The organism is Mesorhizobium sp. M3A.F.Ca.ET.080.04.2.1, assembly GCF_003952525.1.
Lineage (GTDB): Bacteria > Pseudomonadota > Alphaproteobacteria > Rhizobiales > Rhizobiaceae > Mesorhizobium.
The window spans coordinates 130,892-154,970 of the sequence record NZ_CP034451.1; the positions used below are offsets into that span (position 1 = coordinate 130,892).

At 59.8% G+C, this 24,079-nt stretch carries 23 protein-coding genes and 1 pseudogene; 11 read left to right on the plus strand and 13 right to left on the minus strand.

Going from position 1 to position 24,079, the window contains the following annotated elements:
• Positions 1 to 4 precede the first annotated feature (4 nt).
• The 5 genes from EJ074_RS00605 to EJ074_RS00625 form a co-directional block, all read right to left on the minus strand.
• Positions 5 to 1,642: a M81 family metallopeptidase gene (locus EJ074_RS00605; protein ID WP_129552557.1), complete on the minus strand. Its 1,638-nt coding sequence runs from the start codon at positions 1,640 to 1,642 to the stop codon at positions 5 to 7.
• Positions 1,626 to 2,423: an ABC transporter permease gene (locus tag EJ074_RS00610; protein ID WP_245454892.1), complete on the minus strand. Its 798-nt coding sequence runs from the start codon at positions 2,421 to 2,423 to the stop codon at positions 1,626 to 1,628. Before EJ074_RS00610 ends, EJ074_RS00605 begins: the two co-directional genes overlap by 17 nt.
• A gap of 46 nt (positions 2,424 to 2,469) precedes the next feature.
• Positions 2,470 to 3,357 carry an ABC transporter permease gene (locus tag EJ074_RS00615; protein WP_129553955.1) on the minus strand — a complete coding sequence of 296 codons (888 nt, stop codon included), beginning with the start codon at positions 3,355 to 3,357 and terminating at the stop codon, positions 2,470 to 2,472.
• Positions 3,358 to 3,359: 2 nt separating this feature from the next.
• On the minus strand, positions 3,360 to 4,463 hold the full coding sequence (locus EJ074_RS00620; protein ID WP_129552558.1) for an ABC transporter ATP-binding protein: 1,104 nt from the start codon (positions 4,461 to 4,463) through the stop codon (positions 3,360 to 3,362).
• 96 nt (positions 4,464 to 4,559) lie between these two features.
• Entirely contained in the window at positions 4,560 to 5,651 is a 1,092-nt protein-coding gene (locus EJ074_RS00625; protein WP_165349805.1) for an extracellular solute-binding protein, read from the minus strand.
• A 278-nt stretch (positions 5,652 to 5,929) separates the two neighbouring features.
• On the opposite strand from EJ074_RS00625, the gene EJ074_RS00630 reads away from it, so the two are divergent.
• From EJ074_RS00630 to EJ074_RS00650, 5 genes are all read left to right on the plus strand, one after another.
• The gene (locus EJ074_RS00630) at positions 5,930 to 6,658 is read left to right on the plus strand and encodes a GntR family transcriptional regulator (protein WP_129552560.1); all 729 of its coding nucleotides are present in this window, start codon (positions 5,930 to 5,932) and stop codon (positions 6,656 to 6,658) included.
• Between the two features lie 160 nt (positions 6,659 to 6,818).
• A complete protein-coding gene (locus EJ074_RS00635; protein WP_245454893.1) occupies positions 6,819 to 8,117 on the plus strand; it encodes an aspartate aminotransferase family protein in 1,299 nt (432 codons plus the stop codon).
• A complete protein-coding gene (locus tag EJ074_RS00640; RefSeq protein WP_129552561.1) occupies positions 8,117 to 9,856 on the plus strand; it encodes an acetolactate synthase catalytic subunit in 1,740 nt (579 codons plus the stop codon). The genes EJ074_RS00635 and EJ074_RS00640 overlap by 1 nt, the downstream gene beginning before the upstream one ends.
• Positions 9,856 to 10,635 (plus strand): 3-oxoacyl-ACP reductase FabG, encoded by a 780-nt coding sequence (fabG, locus tag EJ074_RS00645; RefSeq protein WP_129552562.1) that lies wholly within the window; start codon positions 9,856 to 9,858, stop codon positions 10,633 to 10,635. The genes EJ074_RS00640 and fabG overlap by 1 nt, the downstream gene beginning before the upstream one ends.
• Positions 10,632 to 12,098, plus strand: a complete 1,467-nt coding sequence (locus EJ074_RS00650; protein WP_129552563.1) for an amidohydrolase family protein — start codon at positions 10,632 to 10,634, stop codon at positions 12,096 to 12,098. The genes fabG and EJ074_RS00650 overlap by 4 nt, the downstream gene beginning before the upstream one ends.
• Before the next feature lie 6 nt (positions 12,099 to 12,104).
• Here the strand turns inward: EJ074_RS00650 and EJ074_RS00655 are convergent, their stop codons facing one another.
• From EJ074_RS00655 to EJ074_RS00680, 6 genes are all read right to left on the minus strand, one after another.
• On the minus strand, positions 12,105 to 13,514 hold the full coding sequence (locus tag EJ074_RS00655) for an amidohydrolase family protein (protein WP_129552564.1): 1,410 nt from the start codon (positions 13,512 to 13,514) through the stop codon (positions 12,105 to 12,107).
• A 62-nt stretch (positions 13,515 to 13,576) separates the two neighbouring features.
• Complete coding sequence (locus EJ074_RS00660; RefSeq protein ID WP_129552565.1) at positions 13,577 to 14,095, minus strand: GNAT family N-acetyltransferase; 519 nt, start codon at positions 14,093 to 14,095, stop codon at positions 13,577 to 13,579.
• A gap of 21 nt (positions 14,096 to 14,116) precedes the next feature.
• Complete coding sequence (locus tag EJ074_RS00665; RefSeq protein WP_165349806.1) at positions 14,117 to 15,034, minus strand: EamA family transporter; 918 nt, start codon at positions 15,032 to 15,034, stop codon at positions 14,117 to 14,119.
• Between the two features lie 18 nt (positions 15,035 to 15,052).
• Positions 15,053 to 16,384, minus strand: a complete 1,332-nt coding sequence (locus EJ074_RS00670; RefSeq protein WP_165349807.1) for an aspartate aminotransferase family protein — start codon at positions 16,382 to 16,384, stop codon at positions 15,053 to 15,055.
• 118 nt (positions 16,385 to 16,502) lie between these two features.
• Positions 16,503 to 17,762 carry an aminotransferase class I/II-fold pyridoxal phosphate-dependent enzyme gene (locus EJ074_RS00675; RefSeq protein ID WP_129552568.1) on the minus strand — a complete coding sequence of 420 codons (1,260 nt, stop codon included), beginning with the start codon at positions 17,760 to 17,762 and terminating at the stop codon, positions 16,503 to 16,505.
• Positions 17,763 to 18,075: 313 nt separating this feature from the next.
• A complete protein-coding gene (locus tag EJ074_RS00680) occupies positions 18,076 to 18,777 on the minus strand; it encodes a response regulator transcription factor (protein WP_129552569.1) in 702 nt (233 codons plus the stop codon).
• Between the two features lie 333 nt (positions 18,778 to 19,110).
• On the opposite strand from EJ074_RS00680, the gene EJ074_RS00685 reads away from it, so the two are divergent.
• The 4 genes from EJ074_RS00685 to EJ074_RS00700 all read left to right on the plus strand — a co-directional run bounded on the left by EJ074_RS00685 (position 19,111) and on the right by EJ074_RS00700 (position 21,383).
• On the plus strand, positions 19,111 to 19,386 hold the full coding sequence (locus tag EJ074_RS00685; RefSeq protein WP_129552570.1) for a hypothetical protein: 276 nt from the start codon (positions 19,111 to 19,113) through the stop codon (positions 19,384 to 19,386).
• Positions 19,387 to 19,557: 171 nt separating this feature from the next.
• Entirely contained in the window at positions 19,558 to 19,971 is a 414-nt protein-coding gene (locus tag EJ074_RS00690) for an autoinducer binding domain-containing protein (RefSeq protein ID WP_129552571.1), read from the plus strand.
• A gap of 89 nt (positions 19,972 to 20,060) precedes the next feature.
• Entirely contained in the window at positions 20,061 to 20,633 is a 573-nt protein-coding gene (locus EJ074_RS00695) for an acyl-homoserine-lactone synthase (protein ID WP_129552572.1), read from the plus strand.
• Between the two features lie 39 nt (positions 20,634 to 20,672).
• Positions 20,673 to 21,383, plus strand: a complete 711-nt coding sequence (locus EJ074_RS00700; RefSeq protein ID WP_129552573.1) for an autoinducer binding domain-containing protein — start codon at positions 20,673 to 20,675, stop codon at positions 21,381 to 21,383.
• 207 nt (positions 21,384 to 21,590) lie between these two features.
• On the opposite strand, the gene EJ074_RS00705 is transcribed toward EJ074_RS00700, so the two are convergent.
• Both EJ074_RS00705 and EJ074_RS00710 read right to left on the minus strand, forming a co-directional pair.
• Positions 21,591 to 22,163: a hypothetical protein gene (locus EJ074_RS00705; RefSeq protein WP_129552574.1), complete on the minus strand. Its 573-nt coding sequence runs from the start codon at positions 22,161 to 22,163 to the stop codon at positions 21,591 to 21,593.
• On the minus strand, positions 22,153 to 22,449 hold the full coding sequence (locus EJ074_RS00710) for a hypothetical protein (RefSeq protein ID WP_129552575.1): 297 nt from the start codon (positions 22,447 to 22,449) through the stop codon (positions 22,153 to 22,155). Before EJ074_RS00710 ends, EJ074_RS00705 begins: the two co-directional genes overlap by 11 nt.
• 63 nt (positions 22,450 to 22,512) lie before the next feature.
• Between EJ074_RS00710 and EJ074_RS00715 the strand changes: the two are divergent.
• A pseudogene (locus tag EJ074_RS00715) lies at positions 22,513 to 22,682 on the plus strand (ISNCY family transposase); the annotation flags it as partial.
• 381 nt (positions 22,683 to 23,063) lie between these two features.
• Positions 23,064 to 24,029, plus strand: a complete 966-nt coding sequence (locus EJ074_RS00720) for a hypothetical protein (protein WP_129552576.1) — start codon at positions 23,064 to 23,066, stop codon at positions 24,027 to 24,029.
• The last annotated feature ends 50 nt before the right edge of the window (positions 24,030 to 24,079 follow it).

The following is a 24,079-nucleotide window of genomic DNA, read 5'->3' on the forward strand; positions in this document are numbered from 1 at the left end:
TCGTTCAATCAGCCGGCGTCTTGGCGGATTTGGCATTCACATAAGCCCTGATTTCAGGCTGATGGACTTCGTGCTCAGGCCAGAATCGCGCTCTCCTCCACTGCAGCAGTCCTGGCGTGTAGTAGCCAATTCCCGGCGTCGCAACGCCAAGCGGCGCGCCGATCCCAGCGAAATTCAGCTTGAAGTGATATCCGGATTTCACGACGACGAAATCCTGGCTCGCGACATCGATGCCTTGGCTCGCAAAAGCCGCCGGGTCGTGGGTGAAGCCCGGCTTGCTCGTCAGCATGATTCTCAGCCGGTCATCGACCACCAGCACCGCGGTGCGGCCGAGCGACGTTTCTTCGCCTGCACCGAACGGTCCACCGATCACAAAGCGACCATCGCTGATCGCGGCAACCACGCCGGAAACCGTGTGAGGCACGAATCCCGGCGTTAGGCCTCCACCGATGGCAAGTGTAACCTGAGCTCCGATGCCGGCCATTGCTGCCGCTTGGACGCTTTCGGGATCGGTGACCGGGACGGCACCACGAGGGCGGTCGGCCCGGGCCAGCGCTGTTTCGATGATGGCCGTGCTATCGCCAGGCGCCCCTGCCAGAACCCGGTCTCCCATGTCGGCCAGGATGTAAGGGCGCCGATCGGGCTCGCGAGCGATGAGCTCGAACGCTTGATCGATAGTCAGAAGGCCGTCTTGGAAGTGCTCGCGACAAGCCCAGAAAAACTCAGCGAGCTCAATTGCGGCAGTTTGCGCAAGCCGGCTGAGGCCATGCGTCAGCACGACCACTGCCTGTCCCATGCCCTGGTCATCTGCATAGGGATAGACATTGAACAGAGAGACGTCCCAGATCTCCGTATGCGCAGCGACGAGCACACGTGCACGTGCATGCAGTTCGGCAAGAGGGCCGCTACCGGTCTCGGCGGCTCCGGGCAAAATCATGGGCACCTTGGCCATGGTGAGGACCGGGTCGAGCGTTCCGTCCAGCACTGCCGCCAGGCATTCAACTACCCGCTCACCGCATAAAATCACGTCGGAATGCGGGTTCTCCTTGCATGCGATGCAGATATCAACCGAACTGAGCATGGCCCCTGTAACATGGGCATGCAGGTCAAGACCGATGCCTATCGGGACGTCCGGCCCCACGGCCTCGCGTAAACGAACCAGAAGATCCCCGTCGGCATCCGGCAGCTCGGTCGTGGCCATTGCGCCGTGCAATTCGAGCGCGATGGCGTCGTACCGCTCTTGGCGAGCCAGAGCGATCAGCGCGTCCCGCAGCTGAACATAAAAGTCATGGTCTACCAAGCCACCGGGAGGAGCAACGGCCGAGACTGTCGGCACCAGCAAGTAGCCAAGCTCCGTTGCCCGCTTGACGATGCCGCCAAGGGTCGTCCCGGAGTGCCGTGCGTGAGCGAGCACGTGCTCGCCACGCTTCACTTCGAACGCCTCACTGAAGGTGATCTGCGGGCTGAAACTGTGAGACTCATGAAAGAGGCGCCCAACGAGAATGCGTCTGCGAGACGACGGCCTTTCGTCCAGTCGGCGCCGATGTTTGGCTCCGCCTGATGGCATTGCTCCATGCACAAGATTTCTCCCTTTATTGGCGCGTGGCGCTAGCCGGGCCCAAGCTTCATCCCAGACGGTCATGGTCGCTCCGCCGCCGCGCAATCTCAATCGTGCTCATGAGCACCAGCGAGACCAGCGTCAGGACAGTCGAAACGGCGGCGATCACCGGCGTAAGATTGAAATCGATGTCCTCGAACATCTTGCGCGTGATCGTCTTGCCCTCGGTGCCGGAGATGAAGAAGGCAACGGTCGCCTCATCGAACGAGGCGAGGAAAGCGAAGACCGCGCCGGCGGCAACGCCGGGCCGGATGTTCGGCAGCACGATGTGGAAAAACGCCTGCAGGCGCGTGGCGCCGCAATTGAGTGCCGCAAGCTCGAGGTTCGGATCAAAGCGCTGCAGAGCGGCACTTACTGTGATCACCACGTAGGGCACCGCCAGCATCGAGTGGGCAATGACGAACCCGTAGAAGTTGCCCACCAGGCCGAGGGGGGCAAAGAAAAGATAGAGCGAGACGGCGATGACGATATGGGGGACGATAAGCGGAGCCAGCGTCAGCGCCTGGAGGTACTCTTTGGCAGGCAGTCGGCCTCGGATCAATGCAACAGCGGCAAGCGTGCCGATGACCGTGGCCGTGAACGTCGTCGCAACAGCGATACGAAGGCTGAACCAGGTCGCGGCCATCCAATCCGGGTCGCTGAAATACGCCTTGTACCACTTGAATGTGAGCCCCAGGGGCGGGAACTCAATGTAGGGTGAGGTGCCGACAGACATCGGGATGACGATGAGCGTCGGCAGCAGAAGGAAAAACAGGATTAACCCGATCGGCACCGCGGCAAGAAGTGCCGCCGTATTGCTGGCGATATGGCCTTTTTCTCGAACGGCTCGTTCAGCAAGAACCAGGTCAGCGTTAGCCAAGTTTGAACCCCTTGTTAAGCGCGAGCGCGCGCCGGAAAACAATGACCAGCAAAAGCGTGGCGGCGAGCAGAACCGCGGCCAGCGCTCCTGCGAATGGCCAGTCAAGGAGTTCCGTCGTCTGCTGACCGATCAAGGTCGACATCATAAGAGTGCCTGGTCCGCCGACGAGCGCCGGCGTGATGTAGAACCCAAGCGACAGAATGAAGGTGATGAGCACCCCTGCCGTCACGCCGGGAAGGCTCAGCGGCAACGTGACGCGAAAGAAAGCCTGGAGGCTGCCGGCGCCAAGATTGCGCGCCGCTCTCACAAAGTCATCGGGAATGTTGCGGACAACCGAATAGATCGGCAAAATCATGAAGGGCAGCAGAACCTGCGTCATCGCCGCGATCACGGCGCCCTGTGTATAGAGGAGCCGCAACGGCGTCCCTGTCAGCCCTGTCTCGATCAGGGCGTTGTTGACGACACCGTTTCGCTGGAGGAGCACTATCCAGGCGTAGGAGCGAACGAGGACGCTCGTCCACAAGGGGATGAGCACGCAGGCGGCAATCAGCATTGCTGTGCGCCCAGAGACGCGGGCCATCGCCATAGCCACCGGGTAGCCAAGCAGCAAGGCGAGAGCGGTAACGACGAAGGCGATCTCGAACGTGCGCCACAGAACAAGCAGGAATAGCGGCTCCTGCAGGATTCGCGCGTAGTTCGCAAACGTCGCTTCCGGTACGAAGACACTGCCCCAAAAGAGCTTTCCGACCGGGTAGAGGAAGCCCCCAACGAGAAGCAGGACAAGCGGGGCTACGAGAAGCAGCGACAGACCCGGCCCATATTCCTGCGCCGAAGTTGGGCGGCCCCCAAAAGGACTCCCTGCCAAGGGTTTGGCGCGCATCGTCACGGCCTCCGCTCCGGAAAGACCTGCACTGCCTGGCTTGGTATGGTCAGGCCGACGCGTTCGCCTTCTTGCGGGTGCGCAATGCCATGATCCGTGCTGGCCTGAACATGGACGAGCTCGCCTCCGGCAAGGCGCACCAGGAACGTCCGGAACGAGCCGACAAAGATCACGGCTTCAACGACGCCGTTGAGAGGCGGTCTATCGCTGTCTTCTGGGCGCAAGATTCGTATCTGCTCCGGTCGCACGGCCACACGCATTTTGTCGCCAGGCCGGGGCGGCGAGGGCAGATGGGGTGGGCATTCTTTCAGCTGAATGAAGCCGCTTTGGCCAAGGCCGAATTCGAGACCGGTTCCGTTGCAGCTGTGACAGACAGCTTCCAGGAAGTTTGTCTTGCCGACGAAATCGGCGACAAATGGCGTGGCGGGATTGTCATAGAGCTCGGTCGGTGAACCGATCTGCTCCAGCGAGCCGTTGCGCATGACCGCGATACGGTCCGACATGGTGAGCGCCTCCTCCTGGTCGTGAGTCACATAAATGACGGTCACGCCCAACCGCTGCTGCAGGCGCTTTATCTCGATTTGCATCTGCTCACGCAGCTTCTTGTCGAGCGCGCCAAGTGGCTCGTCCATAAGGAGGACGGGCGGCTCGAACACCAAAGCGCGCGCCACTGCCACGCGCTGTTGTTGCCCGCCCGACAGCTCGCTCGGCAGACGTTTGCCAAAGTCTTGGAGTTGCACCAGCGCGAGGGCGTCGGTGACCCGACGCGCAATCTCGGCTTTCACAACTTTGCGCATGCGCAGCGGAAAGGCGACGTTGTCCGCAACCGTCATGTGGGGAAAAAGCGCGTATCGCTGAAACACCATACCGATATTGCGCCGGTTCGGCGCAACATAGGTCACGTCGCGGTCGCCAATCCGGATCGCGCCTTCGCTTGGCATCTCGAAGCCGGCAATCATCATAAGGAGCGTCGTCTTGCCGGACCCTGACGGTCCCAGAAGCGAGAGGAACTCGCCGGAACGAACCTCGATGCCCACCTCCTTCACGGCGCGAACCACGCCGTAACGCTTGCCTAGCCCCCGAACCGAAACACTTGCTCCATCCACTGCTCGGCTACCTCCAAAAAAGTCGAAAGTTGAGGGACGACATTTCAGGATCGCCAAGCCTGATGGCTTTGGCAGCCCTGGCGTTCGGAAATCAGTTCAGCTCGCGATCCACATGCTCCAGCGCTGCAAAACCTTCTCGCGGTTTGCGGCAAGCCATTCGCGGTCGACACGAACGATGTTTGACCAGTTGGCGGGCTGCAGCACACTTGAGGCCTTGGCATCGGCCGGCAAGAAATCGAGGGCTCCGCGCTGAGCTGTCGAGCCGAAAGACTCCGCCGCGAATTCGGCATGCGCCTTCGGGCGCGTGTAGATGAAATCGAGCAGCGCAAGTGCGGCGTTTGGATGCTGAGCCGCTTTGGTCACGGCCCAAAATGCTGCATCCAGCGGCGCACCGTTCCAGCTAATGCCGAGCGGAATTCCCTCGCCGCGCAGCCGGAAGGCGCGGCCCGAAAACAGCATAGCCATCACCACTTCGCCCGTACGAAAGATCTGCTGGCTCTGGTCGCCGCTCTTCCACCATACCGTCACATGCGGCTTGATCTCGTCCAGCTTGCGAAAGGCGCGATCGATGTCCAGTGGGAACAGCGCATCTCGGCTGACGCCATCCGCCTCGAGCGCCGCAATTAATGCCCACCACGGATTGCCGATGTTGGGTAGCGCCCTCGGTCCAGGGAAAGCCTTCACGTTCCAAAAATCCGCCCAGCTGGCCGGCTGTGCCTGGCCTTCGGGAAAGCTGCGTTTGTCGAAGGCAAGAACGCCGCCTCCGATATCAAACATCACGCCCTCGCGCAGACATGAACCGTCGACACCCTGGCTGGCCACGTCCGGCAAGCCGGCGCAATCACCAAGATCACGAAGCAGGCTCGTGACGTCTGGGGTCAGCGAGTCGATCGAAAGGGTGATGACGTCCCATTCAACCTTTCCAACAGATGTCATGGCCTTCAGCTTGGCGAGCTTCTCGCCATAGCCGCCGCCGGTCGGGACGACCTCTATGCCCGTGGCTTCGGTAAACGGGAGATAGAAGTGCCTGTTGACAAGATCCCCGTAGGCGCCGGTGCCGCCCGCCACCACAACATGTCTCTCCCCCGCCTGGCGTGCGCGCTCGACGAGTTCATCCAAGGGGGCCGCCATGACGAGCTGGGGCAAAGTCAAGCCAACGCCTGCGGCGGCCGCCGCTTGAGCGGCCATGCCAAGCGCTCTGCGCCTGCTCATTGCCGCTGCCTCGATCCGCGATTTGCCCACTTTTCCATTCTCCCGGTTCCAGCCACGAACATGTACTTTTTTAAAATATGAAATTTGGTGTAACAAACCGTTCATAATTCTGTCAAGCCGTCGAGACGCTTTTTGGACCCCTCTGGCGCTAGTTATGTCCCAAGACTAGGTTTAGCCGCATTTTCTTAGCGAATCGCGTGGGAGAAGCTCCTTAACTCCCCGCATCGCATTCATGACGGAACGGACGGGAACCAATGTTTGCTGCGCCAAAAAAAGGCAAAGAAGCGCTTCCGGGCGATATTGCGCCGATTGGGCGGCACAGCAGCCTAGGCGAGAGCGCTTACGCGACCTTGAAAGACTCGCTCATTCGAGGAGCGCTCCAGCCAGGCACGAAGCTTACCCTTCGGTCGGTCGCCCAAGTCCTCGAGGTCAGCACCACGCCAGCCCGCGATGCCATCACACGGCTGATCGGGGAGGGGGGGCTGATCAATGCCGGGCCCAAAACCGTCATCGTGCCTTATCTGAGTCTTCCAGACCTCGATGAGCTCACGGCAATTCGCCTTTCCCTGGAGGGCTTGGCGGCCGAGCAGGCCACAAACCACGTGACCGAGTCAGACATCCATGAATTGGAAACTCTACAGGAACGGATCAATCGCGGTCTGGACGAGGCGCGATACACGGATGTGCTTGATGCCAATAAGGATTTTCACTTCCTGATCTATCGCCGCTCCGGCATGCGTCGGCTCGTAACCATCATTGAATCGTTATGGCTCCGCATGGGGCCGGCGTTCAACGGCCTCTATCCGGAGTTCGCGCAATCACGCACTGGCGTTTCCAACCATTTGTGGGCTCTACGTGGTTTGCATGACCGCGATCCCGCGGCGGTTCGAGCGGCGATCGAGAACGATATTCGCAGCGGCTACCGTCGCTTGTCCTCGCAACTTGCTGCAATAGGAGAGCAGCAAGGAGAATCGCATACCTAACTTTTTTGTTGCATCAAATTTCAAAATCTGATTTTCCTCCCGCCAATGTCAGGACGCGTCGTTTGACGTTCGACCATGGAGGTGGAGTGTGATCCCTGTTCCGGCCAGTTTACAGACGTCCAAAGCGGCGGCTTTTCCGCCGGGGCAGCATTCGCGGGCACTGTTTGAGCGCGCTCATGCCGTCTTCCCTGACGGAACGACACGCATCACCGTCGAACGCGACCCCGTTCCTCGCTACATTGCGCGCGCAGAGGGAGCCTATCTGACCGACGTCGACGGCAGGCGCTTCCTCGACCTCAACTTGAATTTCACCACGCTCATTCACGGGCACGCTTTCGAACCGGTGCGTGCGGCCGTCGAAAGCCAGATGAGGAGCGGCACCTGCTTTGCCAACCCAACGGAGGCGGAAGTCGAGCTCGCTTCCGTCCTATGCGCCCGCGTGCCTCGGCTGGAGCGGATCCGCTTCGTCAATACAGGCACTGAAGCCGTCATGTTCGCGATCAAGGCGGCCCGCGCGTTCACCGGACGATCTCGCATCGCCAAGATCGAAGGCGCCTATCATGGGGCTTATGATTGGGTGGAAGTGGCTCAGGCAAGCGTCCCCGAGAACTGGGGCCTTCCGGACAGCCCGGCGGCGACGCCCTATTACCGCGGCATGCCGGCTTCGGTGCTGGACGATGTGGTGGTGCTACGGTTCAACGATGCGGCTGGAACGCGCGAATTACTGAACCGGCGCGCCAGCGAAATCGCGGCGGTGCTAATCGATCCGATGCCCAGCCGGGCCGGGCTCATCGCCCCCGAACCGGAATTCGTTTCCGCTCTCCAGGAAACGGCGCGCAAGCACGGGATTCTTCTCATCGCCGACGAGGTCCTCAATTTTCGTCAGGACTATCACGGCGCCTCGGCACACTATGGTCTCCAGCCGGACCTGTTTGCCTTGGGCAAGATTATTGGGGGCGGGTTTCCGATTGGAGCGGTCGGAGGTCTGGGCGAAATCATGAGCGTGTTCGACGGCAGCCGCGGCCGGCCATTGCTTCCGCAAGGCGGGACGTTTTCGGCGAATCCGATTTCCATGGTGGCTGGCCGGGCCGCAATGAACGCCCTCGATGAAATCGCCTTTGCCCGGCTTGAACGGCTGGGTAACCAACTGCGGAACCGCTTGGAGGACATTATCGCACGGGCAAATGCGCCGCTTAGCATTACCGGGGCGGCTTCGCTCTTCCGTATCCACCCGAAGCCGACGCGTCCACGCGAGTTCCGGGAAGCGCATTGGAACCCTGCCGAAGCCAAAGCCATGAAGGAGACGTCCCGATTCTTCGCGGGACAAGGTATCGTCCTTCCCGTTGGCGCGGCGGCCTGTCTTTCGACGACTATGGGCGAGGCGGAAATCGATGCGGTCGCCGGCGTCTTTGAAGCATTCCTTTCTGAAAATTCCGCCCTCATCGAGGAGATAGCCTGATGTCCGCGCCTCGCGAAACCGTCGCTGAGCTTATCGCCCAGGCACTGAAGCGCCATGGCGTCGAGATCATTTTCGCACAAAGCCTTCCCTCCGCGGTCATCCTGGCCGCCGAGGCGATCGGCATTCGGCAGATCGCCTACCGCCAGGAGAACATGGGCGGCGCAATGGCTGACGGATATGCGCGGCGATCGGGCTGTATCTCGGTCGTTGCTGCCCAAAACGGCCCAGCGGCAACGTTGCTGGTCGCCCCGCTCGCCGAGGCGCTGAAGGCCAGTGTGCCGATTGTGGCGCTCGTCCAGGAGGTGGGGAGGGCGCATTTCGATCGCAATGCCTTCCAGGAGCTTGACCATATCGCCCTGTTCCAGCCTTGCGCCAAGTGGGTCAGGCGTCTCATCACCGCGGACCGCGTGGATGATTACGTCGACGCGGCCTTTACCGCGGCTGGAAGCGGCAGACCTGGCCCCGCGGTGCTGTTGCTGCCGGCGGATCTGTTGCGGGAGGTGGCCGTCGAATCCGGGCATCCACGCACCGCGACGCTCGGCGCTTGGCCAATCGACAGACCGCGACCAAGCGATTGGGCTATCTCTACTGCCGCCAAATTGCTGGCGCAGGCTCGCCAGCCGATCGTTATGGCCGGGGGTGGGGCATTGACCACAGGGGCGCCGCAGGCGCTCGCTCGTTTGCAGGAAGCGGCGCACCTGCCAGTGATCACCACACCCATGGGCAAGGGAGCGGTGGACGAAACGCACCCGCTTTCCCTTGGCGTCCTTGGTCCACTTACTGGTCCGGGATCGATGGGGCGCTATTCACGGCAGCTTCTGCGTGAGGCGGATGTGATCCTGCTGGTCGGCACGCGAACCAATCAAAACGGAACGGACAGCTGGCGCTCCATTCCGAAGTCAGCAAGCCTCATTCATGTCGATGTCGATCCTGCGGAAATCGGCCGCAACTATGAGGCGCTCCGCCTTGTCGGTGACGCGGCGGAAACGGTTAGGGCTCTCACCGAAACGATTAGTCTCTGCGACCTTTCACGACGTCACGAGGCGCGCGGTCGGTTGGAGCGAAAGATTGCGGGGATGCGTAGAGCCTTCGAGGCGGAGCGCGGCAGGCTCCTGGCTGGCCAAGCGAGCCCAATTCGACCCGAGCGGGTGATGATGGATCTTCAACGCTGCCTCACGCCGACCGTGACGGTGGTTGCCGATGCCAGCTACTCCTCCATGTGGGTGGCAGGCCAACTGACGGCCCTTGGGGCGGGCCAACGTTTCCTCACGCCGCGCGGTCTGGCGGGCCTGGGTTGGGGGCTACCCATGGCGATCGGCGCCAAATTGGCCAATCCTGATGCTCCTGTTGTGGCCCTCGTCGGCGATGGCGGTTTTGCTCACTCCTGGGCCGAACTCGAAACAATGGTGCGCCTTGGCGTCAACGTCACCGTCGTCGTCCTGAACAACGGCGTGCTGGGGTACCAAAAAGACGCCGAAACGGTGAAGTTTGGCCGATACACCAGTGCTTGTCATTTTGCGCCTGTCGATCATGCGGCGCTGGCCAGAGCTTGCGGCTGCAGCGCCTTCCGAGTCGAGAACCAGGAAGAGGTCCTGCCGGCGCTGCAGACGGCCCTTGCTGCGGAGGAACCATGGCTGATCGAGATTATCACCGATCCCGATGCCCACCCGCCTTTATCTTTGTATGACGGGACGCTTGACGCGGCCGAGCCGTCTCCTGCTCTTGCGGAGGCTGTCTGATGGCGGAACTTGGCGAAGAGATACCGGTTGCGGTGATCACTGGCGCCTCGAGCGGCATAGGCCTTGCAACTGCCGACGCGCTCTTGCGGGCAGGTTATCGTGTCGCCTTCTTCAGTCATCAGCCGGAACGGGTTCAGGCTGCCGCTCGCGCGCTGTCCGCTTCCTACGGGGCAGAGCGAATAAGGTCGGCGGTGGTCGATCTGCGAGACCCAGAGGCAGTGCGCCGGTTCTTCGACGAACTCGCCGCCCATTGGCCGGCTCCATCCGTCCTCGTCTGCAATGCCGGCTACTCGCCCAAACGCAATGGCGGCCGGATCCCGATTGCTGAAATCGACCTTGCCGACTGGAATGAAGTGTTGGGGATCAATCTGACCGGTGCGCTGGTTTGCTGCCAATGCGTTCTGCCGGCGATGGCCGAGCGCCGATACGGACGCATCGTCTTCATCGGTTCGCTCGCCGGTCGTACGATGCCAAGGATAGCCGGTGCTGCCTATACCGCATCCAAGAGCGGGCTTGCCGGTCTCGCTCGATCAATCGTCAGCGAATATTCCCCGTTCGGCATCACCGCCAACACGATCACGCCCGGTCGCATCGTGACGGACATGACGGGTCCCACGGATTCGCTCGTCAACAAGGAGGCCCTTACACGCATTCCCATCGGCAGGCTCGGTCGAGCAGAGGACATCGCCCGTGCCGTTGCTTTCCTGGTCGCGCCGGACGCCGACTTCCTGAACGGCGCGGTGCTCGACATCAATGGAGGCGAATTCACGCCCCCATGAATCCTTCAGCGCTTGTCGAGCCAGCCACAAAAATTCGGATGATTACCATGCCCTTTGCAACGAACGCCTCAGGGGTGCCAGCCGGCTCGAATGAGCCGCAACGCAGTGATCTCATCGTCCACAATGCCACAATCCTCACGGTGGACGCCGATGATCGCGTTATTCGGACCGGCGCGCTTGCCGTCCGAAACGGACGCATCGTCGCGCTTGACCGGCAAGAGAAGATTTTCGCCAGCTATGCCTCAGACCAGTTGTTCGATGCGGCAGGAGGCGCGGTCCATCCGGGGTTCATAGACGCCCACGTTCATGTCTCCCAGTACACGGCGCGCAGCGTTTTGCCCCTGATGGAAGGGACCTCCGTTACCATGGGGCACTGGAAAGGCGGGCTGACCCCAGAAGATGAGTATGCAAGCGCCCGTTTGGCTGCTCTCGATTACCTGCAATGTGGCTATACCGGCTTTGTCGATCCTGGAACTGTCTTTGAGCCTGACGCAGTCGCGGCCGTTGCTGATGAAGCCGGTATTCGCATCTGGCTCACTGACCCTTACGTCGCCGACGGCGGTGAGGCGCTGGCCGCTGATTTACCTGAACTGGTCAGCGAGAACTTTCTCGCCCGCTGGCCGCGAAACACCGATGAAGCGTTGAAGAGATTGGGGGGCCAGCTGTTTCGCAATCGCAACCCAGACAGCCTGGTGAAAGCCTTCGTCGGACTCTACGGGGAGGCGACCGATTCACCCGAACTCTACCAAGCCGCCCTGAGCCTAGCCCGTGATCGCGATGTGAGATTTCAAGAGCATCTTGGATATCTTCCGGCCTTTCAGCTGAAACGCGAGAAGGCGCTTGGGCAGCCACTGCTGAGGTGGTTCGAGGAACGTGGGTTCCTGGATTCCCACGTCACGTTCACTCACATGAACCTGGTGCGCGAAGACGAGATTTCGCTTCTCGGGAAATTTGGAGTGCGCGTCGTCTGGTGTCCGTGGGGCCAGCTGCAAATGCTTGGCAAGGACGGTGCCCAGGCACGCATGGCGGACATGCATCGCGCCGGCGTGAAGGTCGGGATCGCCAGTGATATCCCTCGTGTTGCCGACTTCGATGTCCTTGGAAGCCTGGCCGCCTCGGCTGCCGCGACCTCGGGACGGCCTGCAAAGCCGAGGGAGATTCTGCGCATGCGCACGCTTGGCGCCGCGGCGACGATCGGTGCCGATGGAGAGCTAGGCAGTCTCGAGGTCGGCAAGCGCGCCGACTTCGTGGTGCGGTGTCCGAGCGCTTCTGTGAATTTCGGCTTCGATCCGGGCCTTGAGCTTGGAGTCATCGGCGGCCGCCACACCGTGAAAGCGGTGTACGTGGGCGGTCGTCAGGTCGTCGATGGCGGGAAGGTCGTCACGCTGGACGACGACTCGGTCATTGCCGCAGCGCATCGCTCGGCGCGCGCGCTTGCATCCAGGATAGGCCTTCGCGCCTGAGGCCGATCAGGCAAGGTGAAGGCGGGCCGCAAGGCCTCGCACTGACTGACGGGCGCGAGCTATCACGGCGGGCCTGTCGGCCTTCAGCACCTCGCCACGCTTTAGAACGCACTTGCCGTCAACGAACACGGAGTCGATGGTGCCAGCGTCGGCGATGACCGCGAATTCCAGCGCCGGATCAAACCCCAGGTTTTCGGATACATCCGGCCTACGGACTACGAAATCGGCGCGCTTGCCGACCTCGAGACTACCAAGTTCCGAAGCCGCGCCCACCGTGGCAGCTGATCCGATTGTGCGCATGCGCAGGATTTCGTGCCCAGACGCGGCCAGCCCCGTTGCCGCCGCCGTCACGGCGGCCAATGTACCGAGCCCGCCAAAATGCACAGCGCGAGGAATGTCACTTGCGATCCCAACCTTTACGCCGGCCCGATGCAGCTCCACCATCCGGCCTTCGGCGCCGCCCCGGCCAAGCATCTGCAACTGCCCGTAGGGGCACCATACTATGCCGACATCCCGTGCCTTGAGGATCTGGACGTCCCCCGGATGAACAGCATTCATGTGGACAAAGGTGACATGGCTATCGAGGAGACCTTCACCGCTCATATGCTCCATCATACTGGCCCCGAGCGCGTATTCACGTTGACGGTAAAGCAGAGGCGCGTAGCCCAGATGCTCCTGCAATTGCACGCCATGCTCACGGGCCAGATCGAAGGCGGTGCGAAAAAGCGCTTGCGAGTCCGTGCCTTCGCCATAGAGGCCAACAAATGCTCTGACGAGACTGTTCCGGTCCTTGTTGCGGAATAATTGTGATCCCAAACGGCGGAAGGCTTCGTCCCGATTTTTTGGCCAAAGGGCAAGAAACGACTCGCTGACAAGTTCCGGAAAGTGTTTCTGGAGTTCCGTGCCGGCGTCGGCGACATACGGATCGGTCAGCCATATGCGAATGCCGAATTCATCCGCGACCGGGGCGACCGCGTCCGGACAAAATATGGTGCCCGGGTCGACGAAGCCAGTGTAACCGCTTCTTAAATAGTCGACAGCCGCTAGGGCCGCGCTCGCGTGCTCATCATCGGGTGTAAGCGCGCTTTTCCAGTCGCCCATCGTGACACTTGTTCCGTCCATGCAGGAAAGGACGCTGCGCGAGGTGTACTGGGAAATATGGACATGGGCGTCGATGAAGCCGGGATGGAGGATTCCTCCGCCAGCGTCGATGACCTCGCGGAAATCATGGTGAGAAAGGATATCCCGACTGTATCCGACTGCAACAATCAGCCCATCGTGGACCGCCACGGCGCCGTTCGCGATCACCTGGTCTTTCGCATCGACCGTCAGAAGCACCGCATTGTGAACGACAAGGTCATACACTTGCCTCTCATTCTTCGAGGGACCCATCGTCTTCGCGGTCAAGGCTTCCATGATTTCTCTCCCTACTTACGAGCATGGTGCGAGCTGTTGGCTCGCATTTTTTCTCGATCGCCTTACCGGCGCGGGCGCGCCTCGTAAAAACCCTTCACGCAATCGCCGTATGTTCTGTCTTCGACATGTGTGAACCCGATCTTTTCGGCCGCGCGAATCGCGCGTGCGTTCTCGGGCCTGATCAGCGCGACCACCCGCTCCAGGCCAAGTTCCTCGAAGGCATAGCGCAGGATCTCCCCGCCGAGTTCGGGACCGATCCCGCGGCCAGCAATATGCCCGAACAAGCAAAGGCCGTACTCGACATCCGCCGTATCCTCGAAGCGGCGCAGGCCCGCGCGGCCCGCGAATTCGTTTCCTGCCCGCGAATTTCCTCTCAAGAACACGCCAAAAAAGCCAAATCCGTTCTGCCGCCAAGCCTGGACATACTGGTCCAGCTTTTCCTCGGTGTTCCGGCGGGACGGAGGCTCGCCTGAAAACAGGGATTGTACGACCAACGGATCGGTGTGCAGGCGATGAACGTCTTCGAGGTCGGACTTGGCCAGCGGGCGCATAAAAAGTCGCGGCGTCTCAAGAGCAAGCATGATTGTTTCCTCAAAAGCGTGTCATAATTTTCGGGAGATGAGCCCTCGAGCGAAAAAGACGCTGGCGATTATCGGCATCATGAGCATCATTTGGATTGGAGTTGGCCTCTCGCCGAGAAACCCGGCGCCGAAGGCGATACTCAAAGCAGGGACCAGGTAATGGTGCGTGCTGGCAAAGGCCGGCCCACTCAACCTGATCAAGCGATAGTAGGCGACGTACATCACTGCTGTGGACACGACGCCGAGTAGCAGCAGAGCAACAAGAGCCTGCGCTGTCGGGGTGATCGCCCAAGGGCGTTCGAAGGCAAGGCTCAGCGGCAGTAACATTGGAATTGCGCAGATCATGACCGCCGTTCCAGTCACGAGTGCATTCTTGTCCTGTAGTCGGGCCACCGCGCGACCGGACAGCGCATAGCTTGCAGCTGCTCCCAAAAGGGCCGCAAGCGGTGCGGCACTTCTGCTTGAATGCAGCGTCGATATTCCGGACGGGCTCAGGAACCCGGCCAGGCTGATAAAGCCCACCAACAGACCGAAGATGATTGCTCGCGATGGCTTCTCACGAAGGGCAAGACAGGCGAGAAGCACCGCGAAGAGAGGCGTCGTAGCGACCAGGATCGCCATCTCGCTCACCGGCACGGTCATGGAGGCCCACGCGATCAGATAGAGAGGCAGAGCGTGGCCGAACAATGCGATCTGCGCGTATCTGGCCCAGGCATCGAAGCTTGCGGGAAGGGATTCTGCATGGCCAAACCTCAACCACACAAGCAGCACGGTTGCAGCGATCAGCAGCCTCGCCGTCGCAAGGGTTGCCGGCGGCACATCAAGAACCGCAATCTTGATGAGAATATAAGAGCCCGCCCACCAAACTGAGACGGCGGCGAGCAGCAGGTAGGCGAGGAGCGATCGCCGATCGTTAGCAACTGCAAAGGCGCCCTTCATGACTGTCATCCTCCTGCCTCACCCGACAGCGGCGGACGGTGTCGTGGCGGCCAGCTTTGCCAATGCTCGCCCGAACCGGACGGCGAGCGTGGCGATCTCGGCCGTTGCCATTGGGGTTGAAAGGGCCCCCAGGCCAATGCGCGATAGGAGAATGCCTTCGTTGCGGCAGAGCGAAATCAACCGCGAAAGGCGCTGTCTTTGGTGCCACGCATGATAGGCGCTCGCGTAGTCCTTTACTTCTCCGTCGCCAACGAACACGCAAAAAAGGGAGCCGGCGCCGGTGACATGCCCTCCTATATCTGAGGCAGCCAGTGTTGCGCCAAGTTCCGAACGAGCTTGCGCTCCAAGGGCGTTGAGCCGCTCGATCTCCACTTCGGTCAGGGCGCGCATGGCGGCAGCCCCTGCAACCATGCTTAGTGGATTGGCGGTGAAGGTCCCTGCCTGGGAGACGGGCGGTTTGCCGCGGCTTGGATCAAAGACGCGCATGGTTTCGGCTCGACCGGCAACAGCCCCGATTGGCAGTCCGCCGCCGACGATCTTGCCGAAGGTGCACAGGTCCGGTTCGACCCGGTAGGTGGCAATCGCGCCGCGATAGCTCAGCCGGAAGCTCAGAACTTCATCCGAGATCAGCAGAATTCCATGGCGGGCCGTGAACTCGCGCAGGAAATGCAGGTACGTGTGATCGACGGGTACCAGCCCCGCGCGCGATGGAAGGGGGTCGATGACAATGCAGGCCAGCGTCTGCTTGTGCCGCTCCAGCACCCGCTCAGTCGCATCGACGTTGTTGAAAGGAATGACGACCACCTCGGCCAGGACTGAGGCCGGGGTTCCGTGGTTATACGCCTGGGCCTCTGCGGTCCCCGTTTGCCAGTCGGCCGGAACAGGATCGAAACTTGCTTCCACATAGTCGTAGTTGCCGTGATAGGCGCCCTCACATTTTGCTATTTGCGGGCGCCCGGTGAGGGCACGTGCGGCCTTGATGGCCATCATCACCGCTTCAGATCCTGTATTTGTGAAGCGCACCTGCTCGAAGAAGGGCACCCTTTCGCAAAGAATCTCAGCGAGATCGATCTCACTCTCGGTGGGATTGGCAAAACTCAGTCCCCGGCCGATTTGTGTGATCAGCGCCGAGTTCACGTCCGGGTGGTCATAGCCATGGATCAGGGCCGTGAAATTGTTCTGGAAATCCAGATAGGCGTTGTCGTCGACATCTATCACATAGGCTCCCTTTCCGGATTTCTGATAAAGCGGAAAGGGCGCCTCGTAGACGCTGCTGCGGGTGTTGCCTCCAGGCATGACCTTTTTCGCACGCTCATGAGCCAGGCGAGAGGTCCTCATTTGCTCGGTCATGGTCCGAAACTCCGATAAGACGCCTTGTCCGGATGCGACTTGATTGGGTGGAAAGCTCGGCCCTACAAGCCTCGACGAAGCCGCTTGATGCCGCGTCGGAAGCGAAGTCATTCGGGGCTCAGGCCGCCGTTAGTGCTTCTTGCTCATAGCAAGCAATCTTGGCGCAGAGCTGCTCCAGGTCCGAAAGCTCGTGACTTGCCGTCAGGCAGATGCGTATGCCCGACCGACCCTGAGCAACCGTCGGAAAGAACGTCACGGATGTGTAAAAGCCTTCGTCGAGCAGGCGCTCCGCGAACTTGATGGCCGCGAATTCGTCACCGACCTTGATCATGCGGATCGGCAGCAGGGCGCCGCGCTGGTCTGTCTCGATGTGCTTGTCGAAAAAGGCAATCCGCTCGGCCAAGCGTTCCTGGCGAAGCTTAAGCTCGGCCGTTTGGTGAATCTTCGCCGAGGCGAGGGCGGCGCCAACGGCGGCGACATTGGGTGAAGCGGAGAATGCATGAGGAAGGGAGTAGCAGCGAAACAGCGCCTCCTGATGCACCGTTCCCAGCATGAGCATGCCGCCCGAAGCGCCGAAGCCCTTGCCGAGCGAAGCCGCGACGATCGTGCGCTCGCCAAGTTCGGGGGGCAATTGCGAGCGCACAAAACCTTCGCCGTTGTTACCAAAGAGCGAAATTCCGTGCGCATCGTCGATATAGAGAAAAAGACCATACTTTTCCTGCAACCTCAGAAGTTCTTTGATCGGCGCAAAGCCGCCCATCGAATAGACGCCATCGCATACATAGGCGACGACCGGATGCTTCCGGCAAATCTGCTCCAAGGCATCGAGGTCGCTGTGAGGAATAGTCTCGACCTGCGTTTCTTGCGCAACGACTGGTTTGTGAAAAGCCAGAGAGGCATGGGCCAGACGGTCGAAAACCATCACTGGTTTCTGCCCCTCCGTCAGATGTCCAGAGGCAATGATCGGCAGTGCCCCCATGTTGGCGACCATAACCGTTGAATAGGCAATGACGCGTGCGCCAAAGAGTTGGGAAAGGGTGCCCTCCAGATCGCCTATGAGCCCAAAATTCAACCGAGTGCGCGCACAGGACCAGTGAAGCGAGCCATATTCTTCGACTGCCGTGATGGCGCCGGCAACGATAGCCGGATGATTGTCGAGGCCAAGGTAGGAACAGCGCACATAGTCTGTGATAGTATTCCCTCGGCGGTCTCCTGCCGTGAGTGAGACGGCCCTTCCCAGTCCGGAGTGCCCGTAAACGGCCATCAGCCCGCGGCGGTGAGCCTCCTCGAAAAACGTTCGAGTCCGGTCGATGACCGAGGCAGTGTTGCGGAAGCGAGCAGCGCGGCCAGCGCTTGCTGGAGATTCTGCTGCTGACATCTGAACCTCCTTTCGCGAATAAAGGATCGAGCAGATGTGGCACATAAGCCCATCCTTCTTTCGCGGGTAAGCATCTTCCAAAAGAGAGGATGGATATAAAGAAGAATATTGTGCTTGCGCGTGAATTGTTGTTAATTTCTTTTGACAAGCAAATTAACAATCAAGTCAAACATTCACAGTGTTGTAACAAGATGGGGCGGAACTCGCATCCGGATCCGGCTGACCCACGCCGGCGAGGGACAATCAGCTTTGTGTTAAGTTCACGGCATGCCGCAAGTGGTGGAGATGTTGGTGCAGGCAACAGTTCTGCCGATCAGGAATTGTCCGTATCATCAAGCATGTAGCCAGCGGATCGGACCGTTCGGATCGAGACTCCCGTTCGGAGCTTGTACAGCGACTTGCGTAGCCGACTGACATGTACGTCCACCGTGCGGGCGTCGACATGGATGTTTTTTGGCCAAGCGATCGCAATTAGGTCCTGGCGGCTGAAAACCTGGCGCGGATTTTCGAGCAGGTGCCGTAGCATGCGGAATTCAATCGCCCCTAGTTGGAATTCCCTATCGCCACTTCGCGCGCGCAAACTGTCGGGCCGCAGTTCTATGTTGCCGAAGCCAAGAACGTGGTGGCCGTGAATATTGCTGCGCGCGCCTGTCGTTCGCTTCGACCGCAAGGAAGCTAACAGCTTCGCTGGTACCAGAGGCCGGACGAGGCTGTCGTCAACACCTGCCTTCAAAAGTTCGATATGCTGGTCTTCCGCGCCTGGTGCAATCAGCGCGACAAGCAGGGCAGCTCGAGTCGTCGGCTCCTGCTTCAGCTGGGCACACAGCGTGGCGATCGGGAGGCCGCCGGGACGACAGTCCAGGATGACTACGGCGGGAGACATTTCCCTCGCCCGTTCCACCGCATGCTCGACGTTGCCCGCGAGCAGGGCCTTGTATCCTTCCAAGCCAAGAATGTATTCGAGGATGATGTAGAGTTCTGCGTCTTGCGAGCAGATAATTGCCACTGGCTCCATCGGCAGCTCTGCTCCCGGTCGAAGGCGAGCCGATATACGAGATCGCGCGCGGTCGTTCTCCTCTCGCCGCAATGCCAGCAACCCGCTGGATTCCGACCTCGAAGGTGACACAATCAACACTGACCGCTACTGCAATCGATCCTAGCGGGGTAGGTAGTAGAATTACCACCTTGCCAAGAGGCGCTCACCGCGCACCTTGGCCGCAAGACCAGGGACGGCACGAATACGTCCGGGCAGATGCCCGAGACTGTGGCTCACTTCTGTGGGAGATCAACGTCCGGTCTAATGGCTTCGTCAGCCCCGCGCCGGACGCAACCCGCGGGAGATTTTGGCGTGGAACAATATGATAGCGAAGACATACTGGCTGGCGGAAATCGCTTAACACTATGGCATTTTGCAAATCCTTCGGAGGCGGCTGACGCCGCAATCGCCCTTTACGGTTCAGGGGCTTCGCTCGCAGCTGCGTCCGCGGCGTTCGCTGCCCGCTACGCGGGCCGCGAGGATGATTTTCGGTTTTGGTTCACTGTCTTTTCGCGACTGAGGCGCAGTGATGGAAAAGAACCGCCCGCAGGGAAAACCTTGTCGGACGAACAGAAACCGCCCGGATGATAGCACATTGGAAGGTCAAGCGAGAGCGCTGCCAGCTGAATTTGCGGCAGTGCTAATATCTGAGCCTTGGCTTGTTTTGTCGCTTCCGATGATTGAAAACAGTTTCAATAGCCTCAATGCATCACTAAACTCTGACCGTGTCCGTGGCATTCACGCGAAAGGAAGCGCCGGATGAATACCATGCACATACTTCAGGACGCCTTACAGTTGGCTAATGCCCCGACCGTCGGGGCGCTCATCGGACTCTATCGCGCCGCTATCCGCCAGTTCGGGTTTAGCCACTTCATCGTGACGGGATTGCCAAGCCACGGCCAGCGCTTCGAAAATCTGGTTCTTGAACGGCTCTGGCCCGAAGACTGGATGTCCCACTATCTATCGCGCGACTACATCAAGCGCGATCCGGTTGCGATGGCCTCCCTTGTCCTTAGGACACCTTTCACCTGGAAAGAGGCCAGTATGCGCGCCAGCGAGTTGGGATCCGTTGGCGATCGCATCATGAGGGAAGGGGCTATGCGGAAGACTGGCTCCGTCACGCGCACGCAGGCCGTCGCAAAAGCTTTGAGCTCGATGGAGATCGCCGGCTGAAGGAAGCCGGGCGTCAATGGCTAAAGATGGCAATAGCCGGCGCGAGCTCCTCCTAAGAATGTCGCTCCAAAGAGGAGTGGCCGCATTTCATGATTCGTCTCATCACCGGTAGCGCTGACCCTCGCCACCAAGATCTCCTGGAGGAACACTACAGGTTGCGTCACGACATTTTTGTCGGCGAGCGTGGGTGGGGGGCGCTTGCCCGACCCGACGGGCGCGAGGTCGACGGCTATGATACACCCCAGGCAGTTTATGTGCTCGCCCTCGAGGAGGACCATGTGGTCGGAGGGTACAGGTTGCTGCCGACGAGCGCCCCTCATCTTCTCCAAGATCGTTATTCGCACCTGGTCGATGGACCGGTACCGCATGGGCGTGAGATCCACGAATGGTCCCGATTTTTCATAAGACGGGATCGTCGCGGAGGGAAGCTCTTCCGGCATTTGATGGGTTCAGTTCCCAGCGTGTGCAGGCTTCTGGGCATATCGAGATTAACAAGCGTGATAGAGCCTAATTGGCTGACGCGGTTCGATGCCGCGAGTTTTCGCTATGGGCTCCTCGGGTCGTTTGTCGAGGTGACCGGCATGCAACTCGCCGCGGTGCAGATTGACATCGAACAAGCTCCCGAGCCCGGCCACGCAATCGGCTGGAATACGACAATTTAGGTGGGGACGAGATAGAGTCAGGCTAATAGGGGTACCTCGTTGGACGAACAAGTTCACGCTTTGATCGACGCCATCGATCTTGCTCGCGACGAACGCGCGGTGCGAAACGCTCTGAAGAAGTTTGTAGTGGATTGTGGCTTTGAGCGGTACGCATATCTCCATTCCGGTCTGACTGGCGTCGGGGTATCGAGCGATTATCCACCCGAATGGCGAGACACCTATTTTCGCAAACGGTACTCCAGCATCGATCCCGTGGTGACGAAAGCGAAACGACTCAATGCACCGTTCTCCTGGTCGACCGAGGATCTACATCCAAGGCGGCGATCGCCGGAAGAGCGGCGGTTCGTTGCAGAGGCGACCGACTTTGGTATTCGGTCAGGACTGACAATTCCGCTGCAAGTGAGTTTTGGAACTGTGGCGATGCTCACCTTGGCGTCCTCCCGTCAATCCACTGAAATCTCGCCCCCACATGACAGTCACCGGACAGCGACGGCGGTGGCATTCGTCCACATCAAGCTGAGCATGCTAAGCGAGCCTAAGTGTGAGAGGACGGAAACGCGGCTAACAACGCAGGAGGCGACATGCCTCACGTGGTCGTCCCTGGGAAAATACATGCCGGAGATTGCTGCCATTCTCGGAATAGAGCACAGAACCGTGCAATATCATCTCGACAATGTGCGAGAAAAGCTCGGGGCAATTAATCTGCCACACGCTGTCCGTATTGCAATGGTGCGCAAGCTCCTCAATTGAGCGTGGTAACGCTCGACGTTAATCGAATACATTTGTAACTGAATGATCTAGTCGGACGTAATAAAGTTCCATAATGTTTGTTATGCCACTTTTGCGTGTAGCAGCTATTTAGTAATGCGACAGTTGCCCCAGTTAGAGATGCGACACCTCCCACCTTCCGATTGAAGCGGGAAAGGAAGGCTGGCGAATTCAGACGGATCCGGAAGCTTATGGAGTTCGGTAGAGAACAATACGTCCCGTCGGAACGAGTTGGGAAAGAAAGTCGAAGTCCCGGATGTTGCCCGTAAGCACGCTCCCGCCCAGTTGCCGCGCCTGCAAGAAAACTAGAGCGTCGTTGACGAACTTGCGTTGGTGACCTTCGCCTTTCGGCAAATTGCTCATTCGGAAAAGGAGGCCGGCGAGAATACCGGCTTGCCCCCAGATTGTAACATCGGGAGCATGAAGCCGATGTTCAGGTATATCTGCGAGCGTTGCTTGGATCGTTTTCAGAACGGTCTTCGTAGAAGTGTGCTTTGGATCCAGACGGCCGAATGCGTGTGTCAGTTCGGAAAGGCAAACAGCCGAGTGATGACACAGCCGATACGTCAGCAGCCTATCCACCTCGGCCGGCGATCGGCCCTGCAGAACATCGAGATAAACGGTGGCATCCAGAAACAACGGACCGCCAATAGTCGGCTCGTCGTTTACCCACGGCAATTCGTCATCGGCCCGACGAACCAGTGTCCCCTGGCGTCTGTGTGGCTTGAGTGATCGGAGGGTCTCGGCAAGATTAAATCCCAAGGTCGATATCCGAGGGGATGCTCCCCTTGCGCTTCACGAGACGAGCCCCGAAATCGTCCTCCAGCGCCAACCGCGACAGCGCAAGCTCCAACAGCTCGGTGTCCGATGTGACGTGGGCGCGCTTCTTGGCAGCATCGACTAGCTCCGACGGTACACGTCCCGACAAACGCGTATTTTTTACGGTGCCAAGGAGGCCAGCAGCCCTCGCCTGCTCGAGGATGAGTTTGTTACGGGTTAACGCAACCTTTGCTTCGTTGTCTGTAGCCGAATGGATTTGAGCGCCCATGCAAACTCCTATGTTGAACATAACGTAGCCTACGTTCAACATCGATGCAAGAGCGCATGACGCCGCAAAGAGTTCCGCACGCTGTCGCAGGCCCTGACGCTACGCTACGACAAGGTGCTGTTCATCCTCGAGCCGAGCGCATTTGCGAAGAGTCTGGCGGGCAAAGAGGCAGTCGTGTCGTCTGCGACTATCCTGACGGTCGGCTTGAGATCATGGAAGGCAGCACGTCCCTGCATTCGGCGCCAAGCACGCATCACTGTCGCAATCTTGTCAGCGTTATTTCACCCCCACGTTGCTTTGACCTGTACCGTACAAGCGGCAAGGTCACCGAACTTCAGTGCTTCGGTCCTTTGGCTCGGCCAACTGCGCTGCCGAACACAGGCTCGCTGCGTGCAACTCAAGGTCCTGCGAAAGCGAAGCCCGCCGCAACCGCGCGCCTCCTTACGTGACGTTACCCATAGCAGGTGTCGCGTTTAGAGCATTTCTGTAGAGCGTCGAAGGCATAGTTTGGGCAGCTGACGCCTTGGTGGCTAGGTGTCGGCAGGTGTGCTACAAACTCCTACTAAATCGATTCAAGCAAGACTCGACTGCGGCTCTATTCGACTTTCTGCAACATGGACGATCAGCCGACAGAAACCAAGAAAAGCAGGCCCCCCGGAACGTCCGACATCAAGGCGGACTTGATCGCCGTCGTCGTGGCGGTCGGCGACAATGAGCCTTATGTCCTCACCATCGGGTTGAAAGACAGCCTGCCCTCCGGGCCTTTTGAGCTTGATCATCGATCGCTGCAATCCGGCTTGAGAAAGTGGGTCGAGGAGCAGACCGGCCATGCCTTGGGATACATCGAACAGCTCTACACCTTCGCCGATCGGGACCGCATCGGCAATGAGCAACAACAGCGGGTCATCTCGATCAGCTATCTCGCTCTCACCCGCAAGGAACAGGCAGCCGGCGCGTCAAACTGCGGTTGGCAAAGCTGGTACGAATATTTTCCGTGGGAGGACCATCGAGCCGGCACGCCGCGGCTGATCGGCGATTTGCTGCGGCCGCGGCTGATCGAATGGGCGGAACGGGTGCATGAGGCCGCCATCCGGCGCGAGCGCCAATGGCGGGCGGCGATTGCCTTTGGTTTCGAAGGCCGCCCGTGGAACGAAGAGTTGGCGCTTCAGCGCTATGAGCTGCTTTACGAAGCCGGCCTTGTGGAGGAGATAGCGCGCGAAGGGGATTCGAACGACATCGCTCCGGCGCTTGGCAGATCGATGATCGCGGATCATCGCCGCATCCTGGCCACCGCCATCGCGCGCCTGCGCTCGAAGATCAAATACCGACCCGTAGTCTTCGAACTGATGCCGCCGACCTTCACCCTGCTCCAACTACAGCGAGCGGTTGAGGCCCTAGCGGGCAGGCTCATCAACAAACCGAACTTCCGCCGGCTCATAGAGCAGCAAGAACTGGTCGAGGAGACGGGCGAGACGTCTCTCGAAACGGGCGGTCGGCCAGCGAAGCTTTTTCGGTTCCGTCACGCGGTCCTCGATGCGGCGGCAGGTGCAGGGACGAGATTGCCGCTGTCCCGGGCTTGACACCACTTATAGTCAAAGTAGAAATATACCCCTTATAGCCAATTGGACTA

Coding starts and splice junctions, on each gene's coding strand:
- EJ074_RS00605 (WP_129552557.1), bottom strand. CDS start 1,642: ATGACCGTCTGGGATGAAGCTTGGGCCCGGCTAGCGCCACGCGCCAAT.
- EJ074_RS00615 (WP_129553955.1), bottom strand. CDS start 3,357: ATGCGCGCCAAACCCTTGGCAGGGAGTCCTTTTGGGGGCCGCCCAACT.
- EJ074_RS00625 (WP_165349805.1), bottom strand. CDS start 5,651: ATGGCCGCTCAAGCGGCGGCCGCCGCAGGCGTTGGCTTGACTTTGCCC.
- EJ074_RS00630 (WP_129552560.1), top strand. CDS start 5,930: ATGTTTGCTGCGCCAAAAAAAGGCAAAGAAGCGCTTCCGGGCGATATT.
- EJ074_RS00640 (WP_129552561.1), top strand. CDS start 8,117: ATGTCCGCGCCTCGCGAAACCGTCGCTGAGCTTATCGCCCAGGCACTG.
- fabG (WP_129552562.1), top strand. CDS start 9,856: ATGGCGGAACTTGGCGAAGAGATACCGGTTGCGGTGATCACTGGCGCC.
- EJ074_RS00650 (WP_129552563.1), top strand. CDS start 10,632: ATGAATCCTTCAGCGCTTGTCGAGCCAGCCACAAAAATTCGGATGATT.
- EJ074_RS00655 (WP_129552564.1), bottom strand. CDS start 13,514: ATGGAAGCCTTGACCGCGAAGACGATGGGTCCCTCGAAGAATGAGAGG.
- EJ074_RS00660 (WP_129552565.1), bottom strand. CDS start 14,095: ATGCTTGCTCTTGAGACGCCGCGACTTTTTATGCGCCCGCTGGCCAAG.
- EJ074_RS00665 (WP_165349806.1), bottom strand. CDS start 15,034: ATGAAGGGCGCCTTTGCAGTTGCTAACGATCGGCGATCGCTCCTCGCC.
- EJ074_RS00670 (WP_165349807.1), bottom strand. CDS start 16,384: ATGACCGAGCAAATGAGGACCTCTCGCCTGGCTCATGAGCGTGCGAAA.
- EJ074_RS00675 (WP_129552568.1), bottom strand. CDS start 17,762: ATGTCAGCAGCAGAATCTCCAGCAAGCGCTGGCCGCGCTGCTCGCTTC.
- EJ074_RS00680 (WP_129552569.1), bottom strand. CDS start 18,777: ATGGAGCCAGTGGCAATTATCTGCTCGCAAGACGCAGAACTCTACATC.
- EJ074_RS00690 (WP_129552571.1), top strand. CDS start 19,558: ATGAATACCATGCACATACTTCAGGACGCCTTACAGTTGGCTAATGCC.
- EJ074_RS00695 (WP_129552572.1), top strand. CDS start 20,061: ATGATTCGTCTCATCACCGGTAGCGCTGACCCTCGCCACCAAGATCTC.
- EJ074_RS00710 (WP_129552575.1), bottom strand. CDS start 22,449: ATGGGCGCTCAAATCCATTCGGCTACAGACAACGAAGCAAAGGTTGCG.
- EJ074_RS00720 (WP_129552576.1), top strand. CDS start 23,064: ATGGACGATCAGCCGACAGAAACCAAGAAAAGCAGGCCCCCCGGAACG.